The 17,360-nt window shown below is 53.7% G+C and carries 24 protein-coding genes and 1 tRNA gene; 9 read left to right on the top strand and 16 right to left on the bottom strand.

Going from position 1 to position 17,360, the window contains the following annotated elements:
• Positions 1-19: 19 nt before the first annotated feature.
• The 4 genes from ACZ1G5_RS15190 to rlmB form a co-directional block, all read right to left on the bottom strand.
• Positions 20-493, bottom strand: coding sequence for a CoA-binding protein (locus tag ACZ1G5_RS15190; RefSeq protein WP_472733636.1), 474 nt, complete (start codon positions 491-493; stop codon positions 20-22).
• A 182-nt stretch (positions 494-675) separates the two neighbouring features.
• On the bottom strand, positions 676-1,149 hold the full coding sequence (locus tag ACZ1G5_RS15185; RefSeq protein ID WP_472733635.1) for a YHS domain-containing (seleno)protein: 474 nt from the start codon (positions 1,147-1,149) through the stop codon (positions 676-678).
• 73 nt (positions 1,150-1,222) lie between these two features.
• The gene (locus ACZ1G5_RS15180; RefSeq protein ID WP_472733634.1) at positions 1,223-1,546 is read right to left on the bottom strand and encodes a hypothetical protein; all 324 of its coding nucleotides are present in this window, start codon (positions 1,544-1,546) and stop codon (positions 1,223-1,225) included.
• A gap of 17 nt (positions 1,547-1,563) precedes the next feature.
• Positions 1,564-2,340, bottom strand: a complete 777-nt coding sequence (gene rlmB / locus ACZ1G5_RS15175) for a 23S rRNA (guanosine(2251)-2'-O)-methyltransferase RlmB (RefSeq protein WP_472734355.1) — start codon at positions 2,338-2,340, stop codon at positions 1,564-1,566.
• Positions 2,341-2,465: 125 nt separating this feature from the next.
• On the opposite strand from rlmB, the gene ACZ1G5_RS15170 reads away from it, so the two are divergent.
• A tRNA-Tyr gene (locus ACZ1G5_RS15170) sits at positions 2,466-2,550 on the top strand.
• A 93-nt stretch (positions 2,551-2,643) separates the two neighbouring features.
• Positions 2,644-4,290: a tyrosine-type recombinase/integrase gene (locus ACZ1G5_RS15165; protein ID WP_472733633.1), complete on the top strand. Its 1,647-nt coding sequence runs from the start codon at positions 2,644-2,646 to the stop codon at positions 4,288-4,290.
• Positions 4,291-4,301: 11 nt separating this feature from the next.
• Here the strand turns inward: ACZ1G5_RS15165 and ACZ1G5_RS15160 are convergent, their stop codons facing one another.
• Both ACZ1G5_RS15160 and ACZ1G5_RS15155 read right to left on the bottom strand, forming a co-directional pair.
• Positions 4,302-4,799 carry a helix-turn-helix domain-containing protein gene (locus ACZ1G5_RS15160; RefSeq protein WP_472733632.1) on the bottom strand — a complete coding sequence of 166 codons (498 nt, stop codon included), beginning with the start codon at positions 4,797-4,799 and terminating at the stop codon, positions 4,302-4,304.
• Between the two features lie 16 nt (positions 4,800-4,815).
• Positions 4,816-5,040: a hypothetical protein gene (locus tag ACZ1G5_RS15155; protein WP_472733631.1), complete on the bottom strand. Its 225-nt coding sequence runs from the start codon at positions 5,038-5,040 to the stop codon at positions 4,816-4,818.
• 62 nt (positions 5,041-5,102) lie between these two features.
• Here ACZ1G5_RS15155 and ACZ1G5_RS15150 point away from each other — a divergent pair, with 62 nt between their 5' ends.
• Genes ACZ1G5_RS15150 through ACZ1G5_RS15140 form a run of 3 tightly spaced genes read left to right on the top strand, consistent with a single transcriptional unit; the run spans position 5,103 to position 7,129 of the window.
• Positions 5,103-5,372: a hypothetical protein gene (locus ACZ1G5_RS15150; protein WP_472733630.1), complete on the top strand. Its 270-nt coding sequence runs from the start codon at positions 5,103-5,105 to the stop codon at positions 5,370-5,372.
• A 55-nt stretch (positions 5,373-5,427) separates the two neighbouring features.
• The gene (locus ACZ1G5_RS15145) at positions 5,428-6,306 is read left to right on the top strand and encodes a heparin lyase I family protein (protein ID WP_472733629.1); all 879 of its coding nucleotides are present in this window, start codon (positions 5,428-5,430) and stop codon (positions 6,304-6,306) included.
• Between the two features lie 31 nt (positions 6,307-6,337).
• On the top strand, positions 6,338-7,129 hold the full coding sequence (locus ACZ1G5_RS15140) for a hypothetical protein (RefSeq protein ID WP_472733628.1): 792 nt from the start codon (positions 6,338-6,340) through the stop codon (positions 7,127-7,129).
• A gap of 376 nt (positions 7,130-7,505) precedes the next feature.
• Here the strand turns inward: ACZ1G5_RS15140 and ACZ1G5_RS15135 are convergent, their stop codons facing one another.
• From ACZ1G5_RS15135 to ACZ1G5_RS15125, 3 genes are read right to left on the bottom strand one after another with little or no spacing between them, the layout of a single operon-like run.
• The gene (locus ACZ1G5_RS15135) at positions 7,506-8,579 is read right to left on the bottom strand and encodes a helix-turn-helix domain-containing protein (RefSeq protein ID WP_472733627.1); all 1,074 of its coding nucleotides are present in this window, start codon (positions 8,577-8,579) and stop codon (positions 7,506-7,508) included.
• Positions 8,579-9,238: a hypothetical protein gene (locus tag ACZ1G5_RS15130; protein ID WP_472733626.1), complete on the bottom strand. Its 660-nt coding sequence runs from the start codon at positions 9,236-9,238 to the stop codon at positions 8,579-8,581. Before ACZ1G5_RS15130 ends, ACZ1G5_RS15135 begins: the two co-directional genes overlap by 1 nt.
• 46 nt (positions 9,239-9,284) lie before the next feature.
• On the bottom strand, positions 9,285-9,449 hold the full coding sequence (locus ACZ1G5_RS15125; RefSeq protein WP_472733625.1) for a hypothetical protein: 165 nt from the start codon (positions 9,447-9,449) through the stop codon (positions 9,285-9,287).
• 294 nt (positions 9,450-9,743) lie between these two features.
• On the opposite strand from ACZ1G5_RS15125, the gene ACZ1G5_RS15120 reads away from it, so the two are divergent.
• Positions 9,744-10,988: a hypothetical protein gene (locus ACZ1G5_RS15120; RefSeq protein ID WP_472733624.1), complete on the top strand. Its 1,245-nt coding sequence runs from the start codon at positions 9,744-9,746 to the stop codon at positions 10,986-10,988.
• Between the two features lie 113 nt (positions 10,989-11,101).
• Here ACZ1G5_RS15120 and ACZ1G5_RS15115 read toward each other — a convergent pair whose 3' ends face one another.
• The 3 genes from ACZ1G5_RS15115 to ACZ1G5_RS15105 all read right to left on the bottom strand — a co-directional run bounded on the left by ACZ1G5_RS15115 (position 11,102) and on the right by ACZ1G5_RS15105 (position 13,179).
• The gene (locus tag ACZ1G5_RS15115; RefSeq protein ID WP_472733623.1) at positions 11,102-11,692 is read right to left on the bottom strand and encodes a hypothetical protein; all 591 of its coding nucleotides are present in this window, start codon (positions 11,690-11,692) and stop codon (positions 11,102-11,104) included.
• A gap of 241 nt (positions 11,693-11,933) precedes the next feature.
• On the bottom strand, positions 11,934-12,494 hold the full coding sequence (locus tag ACZ1G5_RS15110; protein ID WP_472733622.1) for a recombinase family protein: 561 nt from the start codon (positions 12,492-12,494) through the stop codon (positions 11,934-11,936).
• A 163-nt stretch (positions 12,495-12,657) separates the two neighbouring features.
• Entirely contained in the window at positions 12,658-13,179 is a 522-nt protein-coding gene (locus ACZ1G5_RS15105; RefSeq protein ID WP_369438745.1) for a hypothetical protein, read from the bottom strand.
• Positions 13,180-13,297: 118 nt separating this feature from the next.
• On the opposite strand from ACZ1G5_RS15105, the gene ACZ1G5_RS15100 reads away from it, so the two are divergent.
• Positions 13,298-13,810 carry a Crp/Fnr family transcriptional regulator gene (locus tag ACZ1G5_RS15100; RefSeq protein WP_472733621.1) on the top strand — a complete coding sequence of 171 codons (513 nt, stop codon included), beginning with the start codon at positions 13,298-13,300 and terminating at the stop codon, positions 13,808-13,810.
• Positions 13,811-13,838: 28 nt separating this feature from the next.
• On the opposite strand, the gene ACZ1G5_RS15095 is transcribed toward ACZ1G5_RS15100, so the two are convergent.
• Positions 13,839-14,246: a MerR family transcriptional regulator gene (locus ACZ1G5_RS15095; protein ID WP_014874030.1), complete on the bottom strand. Its 408-nt coding sequence runs from the start codon at positions 14,244-14,246 to the stop codon at positions 13,839-13,841.
• A 107-nt stretch (positions 14,247-14,353) separates the two neighbouring features.
• Here ACZ1G5_RS15095 and merF point away from each other — a divergent pair, with 107 nt between their 5' ends.
• Positions 14,354-14,560 (top strand): mercury resistance system transport protein MerF, encoded by a 207-nt coding sequence (merF, locus tag ACZ1G5_RS15090; protein WP_081498355.1) that lies wholly within the window; start codon positions 14,354-14,356, stop codon positions 14,558-14,560.
• Complete coding sequence (locus tag ACZ1G5_RS15085) at positions 14,539-14,763, top strand: GDCCVxC domain-containing (seleno)protein (RefSeq protein ID WP_081498354.1); 225 nt, start codon at positions 14,539-14,541, stop codon at positions 14,761-14,763. Before merF ends, ACZ1G5_RS15085 begins: the two co-directional genes overlap by 22 nt.
• A gap of 18 nt (positions 14,764-14,781) precedes the next feature.
• Here the strand turns inward: ACZ1G5_RS15085 and ACZ1G5_RS15080 are convergent, their stop codons facing one another.
• The 3 genes from ACZ1G5_RS15080 to ACZ1G5_RS15070 are packed head-to-tail and all read right to left on the bottom strand — an operon-like array spanning position 14,782 to position 17,359.
• On the bottom strand, positions 14,782-15,207 hold the full coding sequence (locus tag ACZ1G5_RS15080; RefSeq protein ID WP_472733620.1) for a c-type cytochrome: 426 nt from the start codon (positions 15,205-15,207) through the stop codon (positions 14,782-14,784).
• Entirely contained in the window at positions 15,204-16,502 is a 1,299-nt protein-coding gene (locus ACZ1G5_RS15075; RefSeq protein ID WP_472733619.1) for a multicopper oxidase family protein, read from the bottom strand. Before ACZ1G5_RS15075 ends, ACZ1G5_RS15080 begins: the two co-directional genes overlap by 4 nt.
• Positions 16,503-16,510: 8 nt before the next feature.
• Entirely contained in the window at positions 16,511-17,359 is an 849-nt protein-coding gene (locus tag ACZ1G5_RS15070) for a copper resistance D family protein (protein ID WP_472733618.1), read from the bottom strand.
• Position 17,360: the final 1 nt, after the last annotated feature.

Below are 17,360 nucleotides of genomic sequence, written 5' to 3'. Positions count from 1 at the left end.
TCGCGATCTCAACCCAGAGTTAGAGCCTAAGTTTCGAAGAAATGATTCCCGTCGCAAACCCACCCATCCGCAACTCACCAAAAAGTCGCTGATATTCGATCTTTGGGCACCGGTCCTGTATCACATCGACGTGGCGTGCTTGGGCCATCGCAGCGGCCTCAGGATGCTGAACCCCGATCTGCATCCAGACCGTCTGAAGCCCCGGCCACCGCGCCAATGACGCCGTGACAATCGGCGGCACAGCCTCGGACCGGCGAAAGATGTCGACCATGTCCACGTCATCGGGAATTTCAGACACATCGCCATAGACCATCTCTCCCAGTAGGGTCTGGCCGGCCAAACCAGGATTAACGGGAATGACGCGATATCCTTTCAGGCCCAAATATCGCGCGACATAAAAGCTCGGGCGGACCTGATTGGCTGACACACCAACAACAGCAATGGTTTTGGTCCGCTCCAGAATGCGGCGCAGAAAATCATCTGAGTATATCATGGCATCACCCTAGCGCGCGCCGATCAAACAAAAAAGCGCCCGGGTTGAACCGGGCGCAAGTTATGGAACGAGGGACAGTGAGAAGAAACATACCTGTTCCAGCGGTATGCCTCTGACAAACAGCTATGAAGGACATACAGGATTTACAGAGCTCTTCAGGCAAACGTGATCTGCGCGTGCGGTTACGGACAAAGGACTGTTGGCCAGTGGGCATCCGCCTGAGCGATATATGCCACTGGGTCGCGCTGCCAACGCTCTATCGCCACAACGGAATGCGCCAGATAAAGGCGGTTCTGATGGATCGCCCATGCGGCGGGCTGGCTTTCCGATACGCCACCCTGTGACATCGACATTGCACAAAAGCCGCCATAGCGCGGGGCAAACCGGTGTGGATTGCGCTCAAACGCCGTCATATTATCCGCAGATGCGAACCGCCAAATGGCGTTGCGCCACTGCAGGCGAAACACATCGGATCCGGGCACAGGGCGCGCTTGGGTGAAATAGCCGACAGGATCAATCCCATGAATGGCAAGACCGTTCTTGGAAAATATGGCCGGGGTGCCTGCGAATGCCGGGCGCATAGTCAGCGGCAGAAGAGAGATCCCACAGATAAAACTGCGGCGCGACAAGGCGGATGATGCGTTCGGGGTCAACATAACTGCAAAATGGGATATGCAGCCTGCGCCTGGCTAGCCCCCTCGCCCAGCCGTGAGCGAAGGTGATCAGTCTCTAGTCGAAAATCTCATCGACGACGTCTTCAACCACGTCCCAAAGACCCGACATCACACGTTGCCCGAAGCCTTTGGATTTCTTACGTTTCTTGGGCTTCTCTACCCGGTATTGCGCGTGTTTCTCGACGCGTTTTCGGTGGGTCGGGCGGGCGGGTGTCGCCGCAGGCGCAGTTGCCCGTCCTGACTGCGTTGGTAACATTTTCAGCTTGCGCAATGGCGCGCCGCATGTCCCACAGGTCAGTTCGTGCTTGTCCTTGCCGCGAAGCACAAGCGCGGCCTTGGTGCCGCAATAGCAGCATGTTGCGATTTTTGTGGCACCCATCTGTTCGGTCCTCACGTTCAGCCTTTTACTGCATATAGGGCAACTGCGGCGGCATTTGAGACGTTGAGCGACCCAAATCCTGCGGCTGCGTCAATGCGAACCAGTTCATCGCAGGTTTCGCGGGTCTTTTCGCGCAAACCCGGACCCTCGGCGCCCATCACAAGCGCCACGGGGCGATCACGTTTGCCATCCACGGCGGCCTCGACCGTGCGGTCTGCATCGCCATCAAGCCCAAGAACAAGATACCCCATGCCTTTTAGTGCTTCCATTGCATCAGCCAGATTGCGGACGCGCAAATAGGGCTGGCGCTCCAGCGCACCGCTGGCAGTCTTGGCGAGTGCCCCAGTTTCAGGCGCTGAGTGCCGTTGGACGGCAACAACTGCGCGCGCGCCAAACACCTCAGCCGACCGCAAAATCGCCCCCACGTTATGCGGATCTGTTACGCGGTCGAGCAAGACAATGCGCGGCGGCATTGGTCCCTCGCCCAATGCGACATCATCCAGGCTGCCCCAATCGAGCGCTTTGACCTCCAAAGCCGCACCCTGATGGACCGATTGCGGATCAAGGGGGGCTGCAAACTTGCGGGGGTCAGAAATCTCGGGCTCAATACCGCCCTTTTCGACAGCGTCACCCAACCGTTCAAGCGCGTTTCGCGTCACCACCAAACGCAGTCTTTGACGGGCCGGGTTTTCAAGCGCATCGCGCACCGCATGCAGGCCAAACAGCCAAACGGTTTCCTGCGCTGCAACCCGCTTGGCTTGCTCTTTTGCGATCACCCACTTTGGCTTTTTCATATCGGTCCCAACCTTTGCGTTCACGCAGGCGATACCCGACATTGGTCAGGCTGTGAAGAGGATCGCATCTCAGGCCACTTTTGTGGTTGACGCATCATGGGGCCGCAGGTAGTCACCCCCGCAGTGGGCGACAGGCCGCAAGGTGTGGCAGGGGACTGTAACTCCCTCGAGGCGACCTCACGCCTGGTTCGATTCCAGGGTCGCCCACCATTCTAATCAACATGCTGTTTTTTATGACCATGGGGTGCTACCATGCACCCTACATGGCCGATATTCGATACAAACAGATATGATTTCGATACAATGAGTGACGAAGAGAAGGTTCCCTACCTCAAGATCGACCGTGGTCGATACTTCTACCAGCGTCGCGTACCTCAGAAGATGCAGGCACACCTCGGCATTCGTCGATGGCAGCTACCATGTGGCAATGTCAGCTACTCCAAGGCCGTTCAGAAGGTAGTGACTTGGGCTGAAGAGCATGACGAGCTTATCGCCAACCTTCATAACCCCGACAAGCTAAGAGAGGCTGGTGTAGCTGCTGTACGACAAGCCAGGGCCAGACGTGCTGCTGAGCCTGATCCATTAGACCTGCCTGGCTTCTACGAGATGACGGAGCGGTTGGAAGGCGAAAAACAATTCTTTACCAGAGATGACCTCCCCCGACCTTGGCAAGCGGCGGCGAAGATGCTGGCAGAAGCTGAGGCAGCTTACGCAGGAAAACCTTCATTGGACGTACCGATTGGAGAGATCAACTCTCGGATCGAAGAATTGCAACGTGGCGACATTATCGTAGGCACGAAGTCCCTGCCTGGGTTACCAGGGTTAAAGGAGTACGTTGCTACTCTGGCCCCCGATTTGGTTGCGGCTGCGAAGATCGAGATACGCGACACTCCATTGATGCCAATGTACCCCGATCTATTCCTGGATAGGTTGCAGGCTGCGTATGATATTGGCTTCGGTCCAGATCGGGAGCCGCCATCTGATCCAGATCAGAAAGATGAATACGACTTCATCAAACGAAAGCTGGAACGGAAGATATCCGAGCTTTCCCCCGATCCGAATACACTCAATAGGGTGCTGGAGAGGTATTGTGACTTCAACTCGATACGCCCAGGTCCACGATCAAAGTATCGTCGGGAGGTCGCTCGTCTAACAGCGATCACTGGGGACGTGCCAATTGGACATGTTCGTGTCGAGGACTTGCGGCGACTTCGCGACGACCTAATCGGTCAGATAAAACCTGCTTCGATCCAAGCGGTCTTCACTCCGATCAAGGGCATCTTTGGTTTTGCGTTCGACGAGGGCATGGTCGAGATGAACCCGATGCAAGGTGTCAAGTTGCCGAGAGACAAACGCCCTATCGAAGAGCGGAAATGGAAGCCCTTTGAACCTTTGGAGTTCACTCGTATCCTGGAGGCTGCCGAAGAACACTGGGGTCACCCAGCAATTGGCCTTTCAGATGCTCGGCGTGAAGCGATCTACATGGTGGTGCGTGTCCTCGCATTCTCTGGGATGCGCCCTGTCGAGGTTATCAGACTAAAGCCTGACGATGTGAACGACACACTCATTCGAATAACGGGCAGCAAAACCGAAAGCTCAACGCGGGTTGTTCCATTGCATCCCGAGATCGCAGACTTCCCTGAGTGGGTTGCATCAGGTGGCCTCGAAACGTTCCAGTCAATCAAGACAGATCAGGTAGGTTCTGTCCGACACAACTTTGGTCGCCTGCTCCGCCAAAAGATGAAGGAACCGATCAAAGACCCCAAGAAGACCCTCTACTCACTCCGCTCAACTTTCGTTAACGCAATGCGACGTGCTGGTGCTGACATTCAGGTTCAGCGGGCGATACTGGGCCACAAGGAGGCTGGTGCGATTAGGCACTATGACGATGGTCCTGAATTTGATGTTAAGCAAAAATGGGTGAAGGCAACTGATCCAAGAACGAGGTGAAATCAGGTGCATCATTTAAACATAGCCGTTACGATGCCCAAGTGCCGCGTCGGATCGAACTCTGCCTTGGCATCGTTGACGATATGAGTGATTTCTAGGCGATAAAGTTCACTCACGGCCAAGGCCATCTTCTCTGGTGACGGATGTGCCGCCTGGTCGTTCACCACCTTTTGCACAACTTCCACAACCAGTTTCAGGCGGTCGATGTCGATGGTTGAAGGCCTCGTCACGATACTGCCTTCGACCAGAGCTGAGGCTGACACCTCGTACAAGGCGGCCAGCATCTCCAACCGATCCATAGTGATTTTCGATAGCCCATTCTCCATTCGTGAGAAACTGGCTCCGCTGATGCCAATAAGCTCAGCAGCCTTCTCCAGAGTGAGGCCAGCCTGTTCTCGGGCTTGCTTGAGGGTTTGGTGGATCGGCAAGGTGTTCGTCTCGTCAGCAATATCTCTTCCACCCTTACATTTTTTGTAACGCTCGTGAAGCCCTGATCCAAATTCGAACATTGGGGTGGCGAATCACTTACGTAATTCGTAATACCGTAAGGACATGAAACTCAATGACTTCCTCACTTCCAACAGCACTTCCATGGCCAGTTTTGCGCAAACGGTAGGGACGACCACGGCCACCATTAGTCGCGTTGCCGATGGCACCGTCGTGCCCCGCAGAGACCTGATGCATCGCATCTATCAAGCAACGAATGGTCTTGTGACGCCAAATGACCTCGTAGGACTTCACTGTGTTCATCGGTGCAGCGCCCGCACAGACGCAGAAGACGTTGATGGAAGAGACGAAGGAGAAGGTTAGATATGGGGCGATTGATTGGTTGGGCTGCTTGCATCGCAGCAGGTGTTGGTCTGTATTTCTGGATCGCAGAGGGCGTAGAGCGCCAGAATGTCCGTGACTGTCTGGAGCAGAGCAGCCGCCAATATGGGATCAAGAGAAACCACAGCGTCTACCTGACGGATGTGGTCGAGGTCGAAGTTTACCAGTCGTACGGCGACGGGAGCGCGACGCGATTCATAAAGTACCTGATCCAGGGATCGCCTGATTTACAATCGACGACGTGTCGGTGGTAGCAGCACCGCAGTTTATCCACCAGCCGACCGCACCCGCACCTTTGGAAAGTCATTCATGAAGAAAAGTCTGTTCCCGATAACGCTGATCCTAGCTTTATCAGCCTGCATGACAAACCTCGCCAGCGTCTCACGCAATGCCGATGCCCCTAACGGGTATCTGCGGAATCTTATGCCGCACAGCCATGGGTTTCGATATTCCACCGAAGGTGAACCTGTGCGGGCTGGCTTGGTCAGCGAGAGGTATGAACTGCGTGATGGCGATTGTGGCGGCGATGATTGCATCAGTCCACGGTATCGCAGCGAAGTGCGACTGGCATCAAACCGTACTCAAGCCCGCATTGGTGAAGACATCTGGTACGGCTGGTCTTTCTACAACCAGAATATCCAATCATACCCCGCCAGTGTCAGCCTGATGAATGTGTTTGGCCAGTGGAAGATGGGGGGCAGCAATCCGCCCAGTATCAAGCTGGTGCAGATTGGACGTGGCGAAGCCTACCGCAATGGCAACCGCACCCAAGATGTTGTCATCCAAATGGACGATGCGAACGAGGGCTTGAACTGGGGTGAGCGCCGCAACTGGGGCATTGTTTGCCGCCTCTTCAGCGTTGACCAAGCACGTGGACGTTGGACGGATATAGTGATCAACACGAACTTCAGCGCAGGTACCGATGGATACCTTCGTGTCTGGATCAATGGCGACCAACGCTGCGACTATTCTGGCCCGATCTCGGTCATCACCGACACGTCGCTGTATCCAGGTCCCAATGTCCGACGTGGAATCTACGGTAGCTCTACAACGAGATGGGATCGGGTCCAGCCGAACATACCAAAGCCGACGATGGTTGCGTTTTACGATGAGTTTCGTGTCGGACGGTCACGCCAAGACGTGGACATCAGACTGATTGAGCAGGCAGGGTTGCCACCTGTAGACTGACATCATCGAGCCGCCGCGAAGGAGATCATTCATGAAGAACCAAACCAATCTATGGTTACTGGCCCAATCTGCTGCCCTAAGCTGGGCAATTGCGGGCCATGCTCAAAGCATCGATGGTCTTTACCAACCCTCAGGGGCATCGTGGTCTTGTTCTGCGGATCAGGTCGGCATGGATGGTGGGGCATTGTCGATACAAGGTGATGCCCTCAATGGCGTCGAGAATCGTTGCGAACTCACCTCTCCGAGACCCGATGGCACTGGTACAAGGTACACAGCAGTTTGTTCGGCAGAAGGCGAAGAATACCGCGAAGACCTGACCCTGACACCGACCGCAAATGGCCTGAGCCTCGAACGGGATGGATCAACCGTCTACTGGGAAGCCTGTGGGGCCACTCAGGGCCTCTCTGAAGCTCAGGACGCATCGACACAGCCGACCAATGGCAAATGGGTCTACGACTTTCGCCAGGGCTTCTCTGAGAGCAGCACACGTGATCCCACTGGGAATTCGATCTCGTTCTCCTGCAACGATATCGGCGAGGATGGTGGTCTATATGTCGAACTCGGTGGTCAGCCTGTGGCTGGTGGGCAAATCACCTTCGACGTTGATGGCGAGACGTTCCCAACGACCGTGTGGGCCGATGGTGGCAGTGTCAATACTGAGTGCACCGTCTGTGCCGATACTTATACCGCACTCTGGGAAGCAACAGCGGCTGGCAATCTGTTGACTGTACGCGCCTCTAATGGCCGCTCAGCAGCATTTAGCTTGCGTGGTTCACGTGACGCCCTTGGCGACGTTCCATGCCTCCCATCGGAGGACTTCTGACCTGCTGGTATCATCCATGGAAAAACAGGTCTTGTTCAGGAAGCTCCGCCATAAGAATGCCATCCGTCGAGAACTCGGCATTCGCCAGTTTCATGTTCCAACCGTATTCAAGAGGAAGTTGAGATTGACCGAAGAACATCGATACAACATGCTGTTGGAGCCGTACCTGGTTGCCGCATTCCAGTCCGCAGATTGGCCTGTTGGGTTCACCCCTCGACCCTGCTGGCCGTAAAACTGCATCATAGTGCGGTGGCTAGATTGTATCGGGAGCAAGGCATCTTCGACTCACGGGCAAAGAAGCCAGACATGGTGAAAATGCTTGAACAGTACGCTCCAACTGAGGGCCAATGACATGGCACGATTGATGGATTCGGCCCTACCTTACCAAACGCAATTTTGAGTCACTTGATGGGCTGGGTAGCTTGCCCGCCAGATCAAATACCAATGTTTCCACCTCTTCCCATGGAACGTTCAATTCCTCTGCGATACCTGACTTCGTAAGCCCATTGCCCCAGAGTGCACGGAACACCTTTTCCAGAATGATAGAGTTTTCTCGCTCGACCCCTATCGGTTCGCCAGTGCGGTAACCTCGCTTCCCAAGCTCGATGATGATTGACCGATAGTTCCATTCGGTCAGCATACCCAGGTGATGGAGCCTAGTCGCCAGTGCCATTGCAGATGTTTTCCAACGGACCTTGGCCTTGATAATCTGGGAAGCCGAATACACGTGGCCGATCCGCCCTTTGATGTCAGCCTCGGGCATCAGGAACGCCGATGCAAACTGATCGGCTTGTTTCTCAGCATCTTCGGTTGGTGCAGTGGCAGCATCCACATGAAAGTGAAGAACGAGGTGCGCAAGCTCATGTGCTGAGTCAAAGTTTGATCGTTCGGCGGTCTTCTGTTGATTCAGGAACATGTATGGACTGTCCGAATGCCAGAACGAGTACGCATCAACGTTGCGTGTATTTTCCGATAACGACAACACTCTGATGCCCTTGGCTTCATACAGCTTCAAGAGATTGCCAATCGGGCGGTCCCCAAGCCCCCAGTGCTGACGCAATAGTCGGGCTGCGACTTCAGGGCGTTCCCGTTCCTTACTCAGGTCGATCAGGTCAGGCTGGGGAAGATTAAAGCGTTCATCTATCCACTCATAGAATGATATGCCGAGCGTACCAGCAGCCAAGGATGCGTTACGTTCGGCGGCGCTCATCTTTTTTAAGCTGCGAAAAGAGACCTCACGAGCGTCAAGGACCTCAGGGTTCTCCATGAAGAAGAAGTCACGAGGGAACGACAATGCATCGACCAGCTTGACCACCGTATCTTCATCAGGCTGATGTCCATTCTCTACCTTGGACACGGTAACAGGGGTAAGACCTGCTCGTTCAGCGAGTCCTTTACCAGACAGCTTCCGCCGATGACGGGCTATCTTCAGTCGTTCTGCTGAGAACATTATCTTACGTCTTTAAAGCTGACATCGACATCAAAGTCGTCCAGTGGACCGTCCTCACCTTCGATCTTTTCTTCCCAATCGGCATCAGGGGTTTCGATGAAAATACGTTCCACAAAGTCAGCATAACGATGATTTCGTATAATCGGACGAGAAAGCTCAACACTTCCATCTTCACCCACCATAACGAAGTAAGTTGTCACCTGATCTGCAAGAGGGTCTTTAACGTCTTCACTTGGCAGACGGTTGGCGTCAGTCTCCAGTGCCATGCCATAGTGTTCGAATAGAGAGGCTCCACACATCTTCTCGGATGCTGGTCCCTTTGCAGTTCGTGGCATGGGCTTGAACACAGGATCACAAGCCTTATCGACGTTCTGGTAGCCGATCCGAATGCCCATCTCACGATTAATGACAGCCTCCACACCAAGTGTCCTGTCGATCTGCCATGTCCCGTCTAGGACTTGCCCACGTAAAGCTTCTACACCATGGATATAGCCAAGTGTACCTGGCGCATTCAGTGGCATCAGTGGACTGGCATCATCAGTCGCTGCCCTCGCCGAGTCACGAATTGACAGGAACTGTCCAATGTTCAGGCCAAAGTCGGCAAGACGTGCTTCGATGGCGGTATGTTCGTCAACGATTGACGCGTTGAAAGATGGCATGAACTGCTCCGTTTAATATTTTCTCCATACTTAGAGGGGAAAAATATTAAACGCAAGCTTCTTCTTCCTCAGGCAAGCTATCCCACCAAAGCTCAACTGCTTCGTCCAGTAAGGCACCCAAGGGCGTACGTGACGATCTCTTAATCTCTCTCAGACGTTCGTAAGTTGTGACCTTCACGGCCCGAATTGTTACCTGTTTGCGATCCGACATCGTGTGATCCTCCTACCCATATTTAGGGTTTGGGGTGCACATGCACTGCCGACTTTGCCAGCTTTCAAGGTAGATCGCAGTATGGATCAGAACCGCACACATTATTCGTCATGAATCCCCAAATACCTCGCCGACGATGCACTGCAAATGCATCACAACTGAGGAGATTTTCATGGCACAACAACACTTAACACACTGGGCATCATTGATGATGCACCAGCTTCCGAGCAGCATCTCTGCCCCCACACCCAAGAAAATTCAGATGGATGTCACCGCATCGCCTGCAATCTCACTATGTTCTTTGGGTCGAGCAAATCACGAGTATGGGGATATCCAACAATGACGAGACCAAACATTCATCAGATGAGAAGCGGTATTGCTGCCATCAATATCGGCAAAGCGGGCCTTGCAGCCGATCAGAAGAACAAGAGACGGGTACTGCGCAACACCGCAGAGATCACTGGCGATATGACCCTGATGTCGGTTCTGCATGAACAAGATAAGCTGGAGGCCCAGTACAAAGCCGCTTGTGAACATGCATCGCCACGTCGCACACGTCGGGCCAATGCCAGCAGAAAACCAGGTGGCCGCAAAGACTACAGGTCACCAGAAGGCTTCAACGAATGTGGACTTGAGGTCGGACGTTCGTATGCCAATCGTGCTGGTGCACGTATGGAGGCGAAGAAGGCGGGCTTTCCAGACGTGATGCGTCATCCAACAACCATCAACCTTTGCATCGTACCTGTTTGGGGATGCTTGAAACTTGCAGCCGATCTCCAGCGGCAGAACCTACGATGCAAGCTGGTTGGGTTCTCATTCGGCGTACAGATCGAAGGCATGTTTTCGTATGTGATGAAGACTGCGGCATACCTCCAAGCAATGTTCCCGATAGATGAGTGGCCTGACGGATTTGATCCTGTGAACCGCCCAGACGAACTCTTCGCCTTGTTCCACATCCACTGTGACATCTCCGATCCGTTCCTGACCAAGAGGCAGGTGCGTGACATCGTTGTTGATGCGTTCCCTGGCAGTCATCGTGTTTGCGTCAGAAAGGTTCAGCCTGAAGAAGAAACCGAAGACGGTGAACGGACTCGTGGTGGTCAGGGGTACTTGGAATATGCTGCTATGGATAAGGTTGAGATCAAGTTCGACACTGCCAAGCAACGTGAAGAAGCGACTATCGCCCATGCCCGTCTGTCCAAGACATGGACGAAACGGAACAAGTCGTTCTCCATGGGTAAGTCACTTTCTGTGACTGGTGCAAAGATTGATCAGGATCGGGTTGATGAACTTCTGCTGATTGAACGACTGGAATGGATCAAGAAGAACAAAGACGGTGAAGCATATGCCGAGTGGTTTTTACACATGTGGAGATCAGGGATGATCAAGGTCATTAAGAAGCCTAGCAAGTGGGTCAATCTTGGTCTTACGACAGTTGATCGCTTCCTTCAGTCTTTGGCCTTAGTAAAGAACTGGTGTGCCGAGGATAGTCCCGAAGCACCTTGTTTCTTTGACTATGCGGATGCCCTGCTCGAATAATTGCCATCTGCAACATCCGCACTTCGGCTCTTATGCCCAAAATGGCATGTTAGTTGATGAAATCAGGGAAGATGCGGGTTTGAGTACAAGACTGGGGGCGATTTTGAACCCTTTCATTCAGATTTGACACCATCAGCGCGACGGTGAACGGCTGGTTGTGCCTGATCCAAGACATCAAAGACCCACAGATACGACATGGTTTTCCGTGCGTGTTTTTGCGTGGACAAATGGTTGTTCGGCATCCTGCTAGTCGCATCCAATACGAACAGATCACGCCCCCGCAGACCCAATGCCTCAGCATCCTGTAGCAGGTGTACATGCAGGAACCGTTGACGTGGCCCCTCCACGGTGTCTTTGCACTTCACCCATATCTGTCGCCTGGCGACCCGTGCAGCCTCCAGGAGCCCGTCTTGGTACAATTGACGGACGCCTTTGTAATCGATGCCCTTGGTCGTCTCTGCATTGCGGTAGCGGTCATCCGACATGTGGTTGCCAGGCCAGACGAGGTACGGGGGATCAAGCACCACAATATCGAACGACTGGTCGTCATATGGCAAGTTGCGAAAATCATATGGACGGTCTGGCACGGTCAGCAAGTCCGATCCCGTGATTTTCAGATGAGGCGTTTTCCTCCAGAACGCACCTTTGCCATAGGTCACATCAGCAATGGTGAGGGCGGGATCAGTGGCGTACAGACTGGCCACGTTCCTGATCAGGTCGGCGTTGTCACCCCGTATCAGTGCTTCGACTGGTTTCTCTTTAATCTTCCGTCGGCGTCTATAGTCAGCTTGCTTGCATCGGTCTGAGCAGAACTTCCGATCAGAACGATGGCTATTAGGTGAGAGTTCGGCTTTGCAATGCCGACAAGCCGTAACGGGAATAGATACCTTCATCCGTTACGGATAGGTCTGGATCAGCGGGTGTGCAACTGGGTTCGAGGGGTCCTCACCGCACCGACGCAGGTAGCCATCTGTATAGTGTCGGGACTGAGACACCCATGGCCTCTGCCACGTCTCTCACGGCAGTACCGTTAGTCAGGAGTTCTTTCGCGGCCATGACCTTCTCTTGGGTCATCTGACGGGGCCGACCTCCAACACGTCCCTTTTCTCGTGCCGCCTTCAGACCAGCTTGAGTACGTTCGCGGATAAGGTCACGTTCAAACTCAGCGATGGCCGCAACCACGTGGAACAATAAACGCCCACCAGGCGTGTTTGTATCAATGGCCTCAGTGACACTCTGGAACTCGATGCCATTGGCCTTCAGGTGATCCATGATTTCGATGAGATGTGGGAGGCTTCGTGCAACCCGATCCAACTTGTAGACCACTAAAGTGTCACACGAATCAGGACGTAGGTATCCCATGACCTCGGCAAGCACTGGGCGATCTTTCCTTGAACCCGACGCAACCTCTGTGAAGATGCGTTCACACCCTGCCGCCTTCAGTGCTGCAACCTGTGCATCATGGGTCTGTGTATCTGTGCTGATCCTTGCGTAGCCAACCTTCATACATCCTCCTTCTCAATACTCGTCAGAAGTCTATCAACATCACTGAAGGGTTTCGATAGGGGGTAATGAGATTCCTAATGCTAGTGATATATGGGCCAGGATTACGTGCGTACTGGGGTCAATCGAGAACCTCGTAACCGACCGTTTGTGAGAAACGAAGCGGTTAGTGTGGCGACCGCCCAGTCGCGATCATGAGATGGTGCTGTTGGTGATGCGCACCGATTGTCATCAATCCAAAGAATCCCAATCCCAGCACTTGGTTTAGCTCTTCATCTGACCCGACCTGGACCAGCATCGATGCGCCATCATCTATTTCCCCAGCGGTGACGGTCCAATCCGATGATCCCTGCAACATCGGGCTATGTGCCAACACCATGCGTCTGATGGACGATGCTACCACATCATCTCCCGTGACTGTGAACGTCACACTCAACTCATCGACCTTTCGCTCAACCGATGCCCTCGTCGTCACGTTGTCCATATCCACGAGGTGATCACGCAGTGCTTTGATATCTACCTGCGTCCAGTCCGTGTCTGTGTCGTCACGCAGCAATTTCACGATCTCAGAAATCGCTGCGAACTGGGACTGACCCGCTTCGTTTGGTGACCCCGACGTATGCGCATGTTGTGCCATGGCGTTGGATGCGACGAACATCATGGCTGCTGATAAAAGTCCTAGCTTCATTGAATCCTCCTATTTCTTGATAACCCTATCCAACTTCACTCTGGCCGCTTATGATCTCAATCATATGATTGCTGATCCTTTCTCCCATCTACCCAGGACTGCGTGTCGCGCAATTGACATGCAAAAAGGTGACGTGCTGTTTCGCCAAAACCAGACAACATCAGGACTTTACCGTGTCGTCTCTGGGTGCGTGACGCTGAAACGTACTGGGCTGGGTGGCGACACTTTGACCCTTCATAGGGCGGTTTCGGGCGGGCTGTTTGCTGAGGCATCAGTCTTCTCAGAGACCTACCATTGCGATGCGATTTGCACTGAAGCTGGGAGCGTCACGAAGATCGCAAAGGCAGATGTCAAAGCCACATTGCAATCCAATCCAGAGTTCTTCGAAGGCTTCACAAGGTTGCTTGCAATTCAGGTCCAACAGTACCGCGCACATATCGAGTTGCTGGCAATCCCGTCGGCCAAAGACCGCATCTTGGCTGCGGTTCAGGCAGGGTACTTCGATGCTACGGTGACCGAGTTGGCCACCCGCATCAATCTCAGTCAAGAAGCCTGCTATCGCGCACTGCGGGCATTGTGTGATGACGGTCGTGTGGTTCAAACAGGACGTGGACAGTACAGCCTAACGTAATCATTCAGATCAGTTGGCTGATAGTCAGCTAAAGTGGCACCGTTGGAGCCTCGCTCATCAAGCTATCCAGCATCGGGCATGAAGATGTCCCCTCATCACAACTCGCAGACAGGCTCTGTAAGGCCGCACGAAGTCGTTCAAGACTATCAATCTTGGCATTGATCGCGACTAGTTGGTCCTCGGCCATGCTCTTCACTTCCTTACAAGAACGGCCTTGCTGGTCGTTCAATGAAAGCAACGTTTGGATGATCGACATCGGAAACCCAAGATCACGGCAACGCTTTACGAAACGCAACTTTGCGATTTCATCAGCGGTATACAGGCGTCGCCCTGCCGCCGAGCGATCAGGTTTCGGAACAAGCCCCTCACGTTCGTAATAACGGATCGTCTCAATGTGGACGCCGCTCTTCTGCGAAGCTTTCCCGATGGTAAACATTTCTCTTGCTCCTGTAGTCGCTACAGGAGCTATGACTGGATGGCGGGTGCCAATGCAAATCAAACCTTGGCTATAACCGCACAGTCGGTACGACGAGGGATAGCAATATGAAAAATAAACTATTGGCATTTGGCATTGGGGGAACGCTGCTTGCTGCGCTGTGTTGCTTTACGCCGTTGCTACCAATCGTTTTGACCGCACTCGGTCTTACTAGGTTATTGGGTGTGCTGTATAACGACGCAGTTTTGCTGCCAATTCTGGCAGGGTTTCTTATTCTTACGGGGTACGCGATATGGCAACGACGGAAACAGTAGTTGTTCTTGAGTCCACACTGACCTGTCCCGACTGTGGGCATGTCGAAACTGAAATGATGCCAACAGATGCGTGTCAGTGGTTTTATGAATGCAAGTCATGCCAAACTGTACTCAAGCCACTGAGCGGTGACTGCTGCGTTTACTGTTCGTATGCGACGGTTCCTTGCCCGCCGATACAAGAGGGCAAGTCCTGTTGTGGATGAAGCGACTCCACTGAATTGTTAGTGGGGAGGGATCCTGCTGGCTTGGACTTCGCGTTCCCGCTCAGACCAAGTTGATCTGATGTAGGCGAGGATATCCCATATCTCATCATCTGTGAGTGTTCCGCCTAAGCCTGGCATCCCGCTGTTGAACCCAGTGACACCCCTAACCTCCAATGCGGCAGTGCCACCGAGCTTAGTATATTCGAACAGCAGTTCATCATCATGGTGCCACGTGTGACCTGTCCCGTCATGAGGCGGTGCTGGAAGCACACCATCAGCGTTTGGAGATTGCCAGTTCGGCTGTCCCTCAAGGTTGGCACCGTGGCACGATGCGCAGTTGTCTGCATACAGGCTTTGACCTGCAACGATGTCGCGATGCTCCCAGTTGTGATCAGCAGCGACTGGGGATGCAAAAGACAGCAAGATCGGGATCAAACACCTCATGCAACGTTCACCCATGTGCGCATTCCGCCAACGGCGTGGCTGAGCATGTGGCAATGGATCAACCAGCGACCAGGGTTATCGAAGACACAGATCACATCACGGCTTTCACCTGCGTTTACCAGAGTTGTGTCTCGCAGATCGCCCAAGGCCCCACTCTCATCAACCTCGTAGAAGTGGTGACCATGCAGGTGGATGCCGTGCGGGAACGAGGTGTCGTTTACAAATGTGATCCGCACAGTCTCGCCATTTTGGAATGATCCGAACGGGTCGCCTTGTAGGTCCGAAACGTTGTTGAAGGCCCAGATATTGTCGCCATCGTGGCGACCGCCCATTGCACCACCCATCATCGTCAACGTCAGATGTTGCGTGGGATCAGTAGGTGTTGGCAGATTGGGCGGTGACAGAGCCATGATCGGCCCATCCACCCTATCCGTATTTGTGCCACTCACAGCCAGATCAGCCAACTGATATGGTCCCTGACGGGTCAGCATATCAAACCCAACGGGGCCAGTGACATCAACGATCAAGTCTGCCCGTTGTGCAGGTGCGAGGGTAAGCTTGGCCATAGGACGTGGCTCCGATAGAGCCATGCCATCCAAGGCCACAACCAACCCGCTGACGCCGCTTACCGCTACAGGAAAAATGCGATTCGTCGCTGCATTAATCAACCGAAACCTAACACGATCTCCAGTCTTCACCTGATCTTGGGACAGGAACGCACGGGCGAAATTCCCCATGTAACCGCCATGGGCGACACTGTGCATATCGGTAAACTCTTTGGACAGGCTACCATCTTCCTGCATCTGCCAATCTGCCATCAACACGGTGATGTCGTGATCGATATCTGGGGGCGTTTCGTCCTCAACAATCAACGGTCCCATCATGCCACGTGCGACCTGTTCATGAGAAATGTAATGGGAATGATACCAATAGGTGCCTTCGTCTGGCGGTATAAAGCTATAGGTTTTGGTGTCGGAGGGTTCGATCAACTCTTGCGTCAGCATCGGCACACCATCCATCTGGTTTTCCAGCCTGATGCCGTGCCAATGCACTGCGGTGCCTTCTTCAAGACCGTTCTCAACATCGATGTTCACACGCTCACCACGACGCACCCGCAGTTCGGGACCTGGCATTGATCCGTTGAAGCCCAGCATGGATGTCACACCACTTCCATCTGGTAGGATTTGTTGCGTCACCGCTTCTGCCTTCAATCGTAACGTATCTTCGGCTGCGAATATGGGCATAGGTAAGATCGCGGTGGCTGAAACGGAGGCCAAGAAGTATCGTCTATTCATGTGGTGCCTCATGCTGGCAGAGTCAGGTGTGTTGTCAAAACAGCGGTCGTGCCAAGCACAGCAAGGATGATCAGCCATTCAACCGATATAGATTTGGAGAGATGGCTTGCAGCGGCTGAATCACCTGCTCGGAGCGCGGGAATGAACCGAAGTTTATTGGCCGCAGCCAACCCCAGCAGAGCAACTATGAGAAGAACCTTGATGATCAATGCTTGCCCGTATCCAGTCCCGATAAGTGCGGTGAACGACCCAACAAGCTGGTAGCCCATGTAACCACCAACGATGATCAGCACGGGGACTGTGGCGGTCGCAACAACACCAAATCGATGCCCCACGTTCGCAGCCATGTTAAAGGTGTCGGGTAACGATGCCAGGCGTTTCAATGGAGTGAGAACACCGATCCACAGGGCGACGGTCAGCAAATGCAACGTCAAAGCGATGTCGAGCAGCGTCGTGTCTCGGCTAGAGACGTGTCCTACGTGATCGAATGACCAGATTGCCACGACTCCACCGAGAGCCGAGACCCAAGCTCCAACACGCCCCATGAACAAGCCAGCGATCAACAGGCCGAGACCCACCAAACGCAATAGCAGTGCCGTACCGACAGGGGTCGTCCATAGCAGGCCCAGCATCTCTGGGTCAGTCATACCGCTGAGATCACCCGTCAGGTTGGCTCCGCGTAATGAGAAGGCAAGGATGGTCGCCGCCAACCCTAGAACAGCGAATGCTGCGGCCAAACCACGTGTGCGATCTAGCCGAAACATCAGCGTCGCCATGACAGTGCCAGCCGCAGTCATCACGCCAAGGTAGAGGGCAAATTTTGTGACGATGGCCGCCAGACCGAACGCATCAGGCATC

It is taken from the genome of Yoonia sp. JB2-21 (assembly GCF_055693545.1).
Note: the sequence above shows the minus strand (reverse complement) of the source record. Positions and strands in the feature narration are given on the sequence as shown.

Coding starts and splice junctions, on each gene's coding strand:
- ACZ1G5_RS15165 (WP_472733633.1), top strand. CDS start 2,644: ATGAGTGACGAAGAGAAGGTTCCCTACCTCAAGATCGACCGTGGTCGA.
- ACZ1G5_RS15105 (WP_369438745.1), bottom strand. CDS start 13,179: ATGAAGCTAGGACTTTTATCAGCAGCCATGATGTTCGTCGCATCCAAC.
- ACZ1G5_RS15110 (WP_472733622.1), bottom strand. CDS start 12,494: ATGAAGGTTGGCTACGCAAGGATCAGCACAGATACACAGACCCATGAT.
- ACZ1G5_RS15160 (WP_472733632.1), bottom strand. CDS start 4,799: ATGTTCGAATTTGGATCAGGGCTTCACGAGCGTTACAAAAAATGTAAG.
- ACZ1G5_RS15150 (WP_472733630.1), top strand. CDS start 5,103: ATGGGGCGATTGATTGGTTGGGCTGCTTGCATCGCAGCAGGTGTTGGT.
- ACZ1G5_RS15080 (WP_472733620.1), bottom strand. CDS start 15,207: ATGAGGTGTTTGATCCCGATCTTGCTGTCTTTTGCATCCCCAGTCGCT.
- ACZ1G5_RS15125 (WP_472733625.1), bottom strand. CDS start 9,449: ATGTCGGATCGCAAACAGGTAACAATTCGGGCCGTGAAGGTCACAACT.
- ACZ1G5_RS15075 (WP_472733619.1), bottom strand. CDS start 16,502: ATGAATAGACGATACTTCTTGGCCTCCGTTTCAGCCACCGCGATCTTA.
- merF (WP_081498355.1), top strand. CDS start 14,354: ATGAAAAATAAACTATTGGCATTTGGCATTGGGGGAACGCTGCTTGCT.
- ACZ1G5_RS15140 (WP_472733628.1), top strand. CDS start 6,338: ATGAAGAACCAAACCAATCTATGGTTACTGGCCCAATCTGCTGCCCTA.
- ACZ1G5_RS15180 (WP_472733634.1), bottom strand. CDS start 1,546: ATGGGTGCCACAAAAATCGCAACATGCTGCTATTGCGGCACCAAGGCC.
- ACZ1G5_RS15095 (WP_014874030.1), bottom strand. CDS start 14,246: ATGTTTACCATCGGGAAAGCTTCGCAGAAGAGCGGCGTCCACATTGAG.
- ACZ1G5_RS15085 (WP_081498354.1), top strand. CDS start 14,539: ATGGCAACGACGGAAACAGTAGTTGTTCTTGAGTCCACACTGACCTGT.
- ACZ1G5_RS15135 (WP_472733627.1), bottom strand. CDS start 8,579: ATGTTCTCAGCAGAACGACTGAAGATAGCCCGTCATCGGCGGAAGCTG.
- ACZ1G5_RS15155 (WP_472733631.1), bottom strand. CDS start 5,040: ATGAACACAGTGAAGTCCTACGAGGTCATTTGGCGTCACAAGACCATT.
- ACZ1G5_RS15190 (WP_472733636.1), bottom strand. CDS start 493: ATGATATACTCAGATGATTTTCTGCGCCGCATTCTGGAGCGGACCAAA.
- ACZ1G5_RS15145 (WP_472733629.1), top strand. CDS start 5,428: ATGAAGAAAAGTCTGTTCCCGATAACGCTGATCCTAGCTTTATCAGCC.
- ACZ1G5_RS15130 (WP_472733626.1), bottom strand. CDS start 9,238: ATGCCATCTTTCAACGCGTCAATCGTTGACGAACATACCGCCATCGAA.
- ACZ1G5_RS15100 (WP_472733621.1), top strand. CDS start 13,298: ATGCAAAAAGGTGACGTGCTGTTTCGCCAAAACCAGACAACATCAGGA.
- ACZ1G5_RS15120 (WP_472733624.1), top strand. CDS start 9,744: ATGTTCTTTGGGTCGAGCAAATCACGAGTATGGGGATATCCAACAATG.
- rlmB (WP_472734355.1), bottom strand. CDS start 2,340: ATGAAAAAGCCAAAGTGGGTGATCGCAAAAGAGCAAGCCAAGCGGGTT.
- ACZ1G5_RS15185 (WP_472733635.1), bottom strand. CDS start 1,149: ATGTTGACCCCGAACGCATCATCCGCCTTGTCGCGCCGCAGTTTTATC.
- ACZ1G5_RS15070 (WP_472733618.1), bottom strand. CDS start 17,359: ATGCCTGATGCGTTCGGTCTGGCGGCCATCGTCACAAAATTTGCCCTC.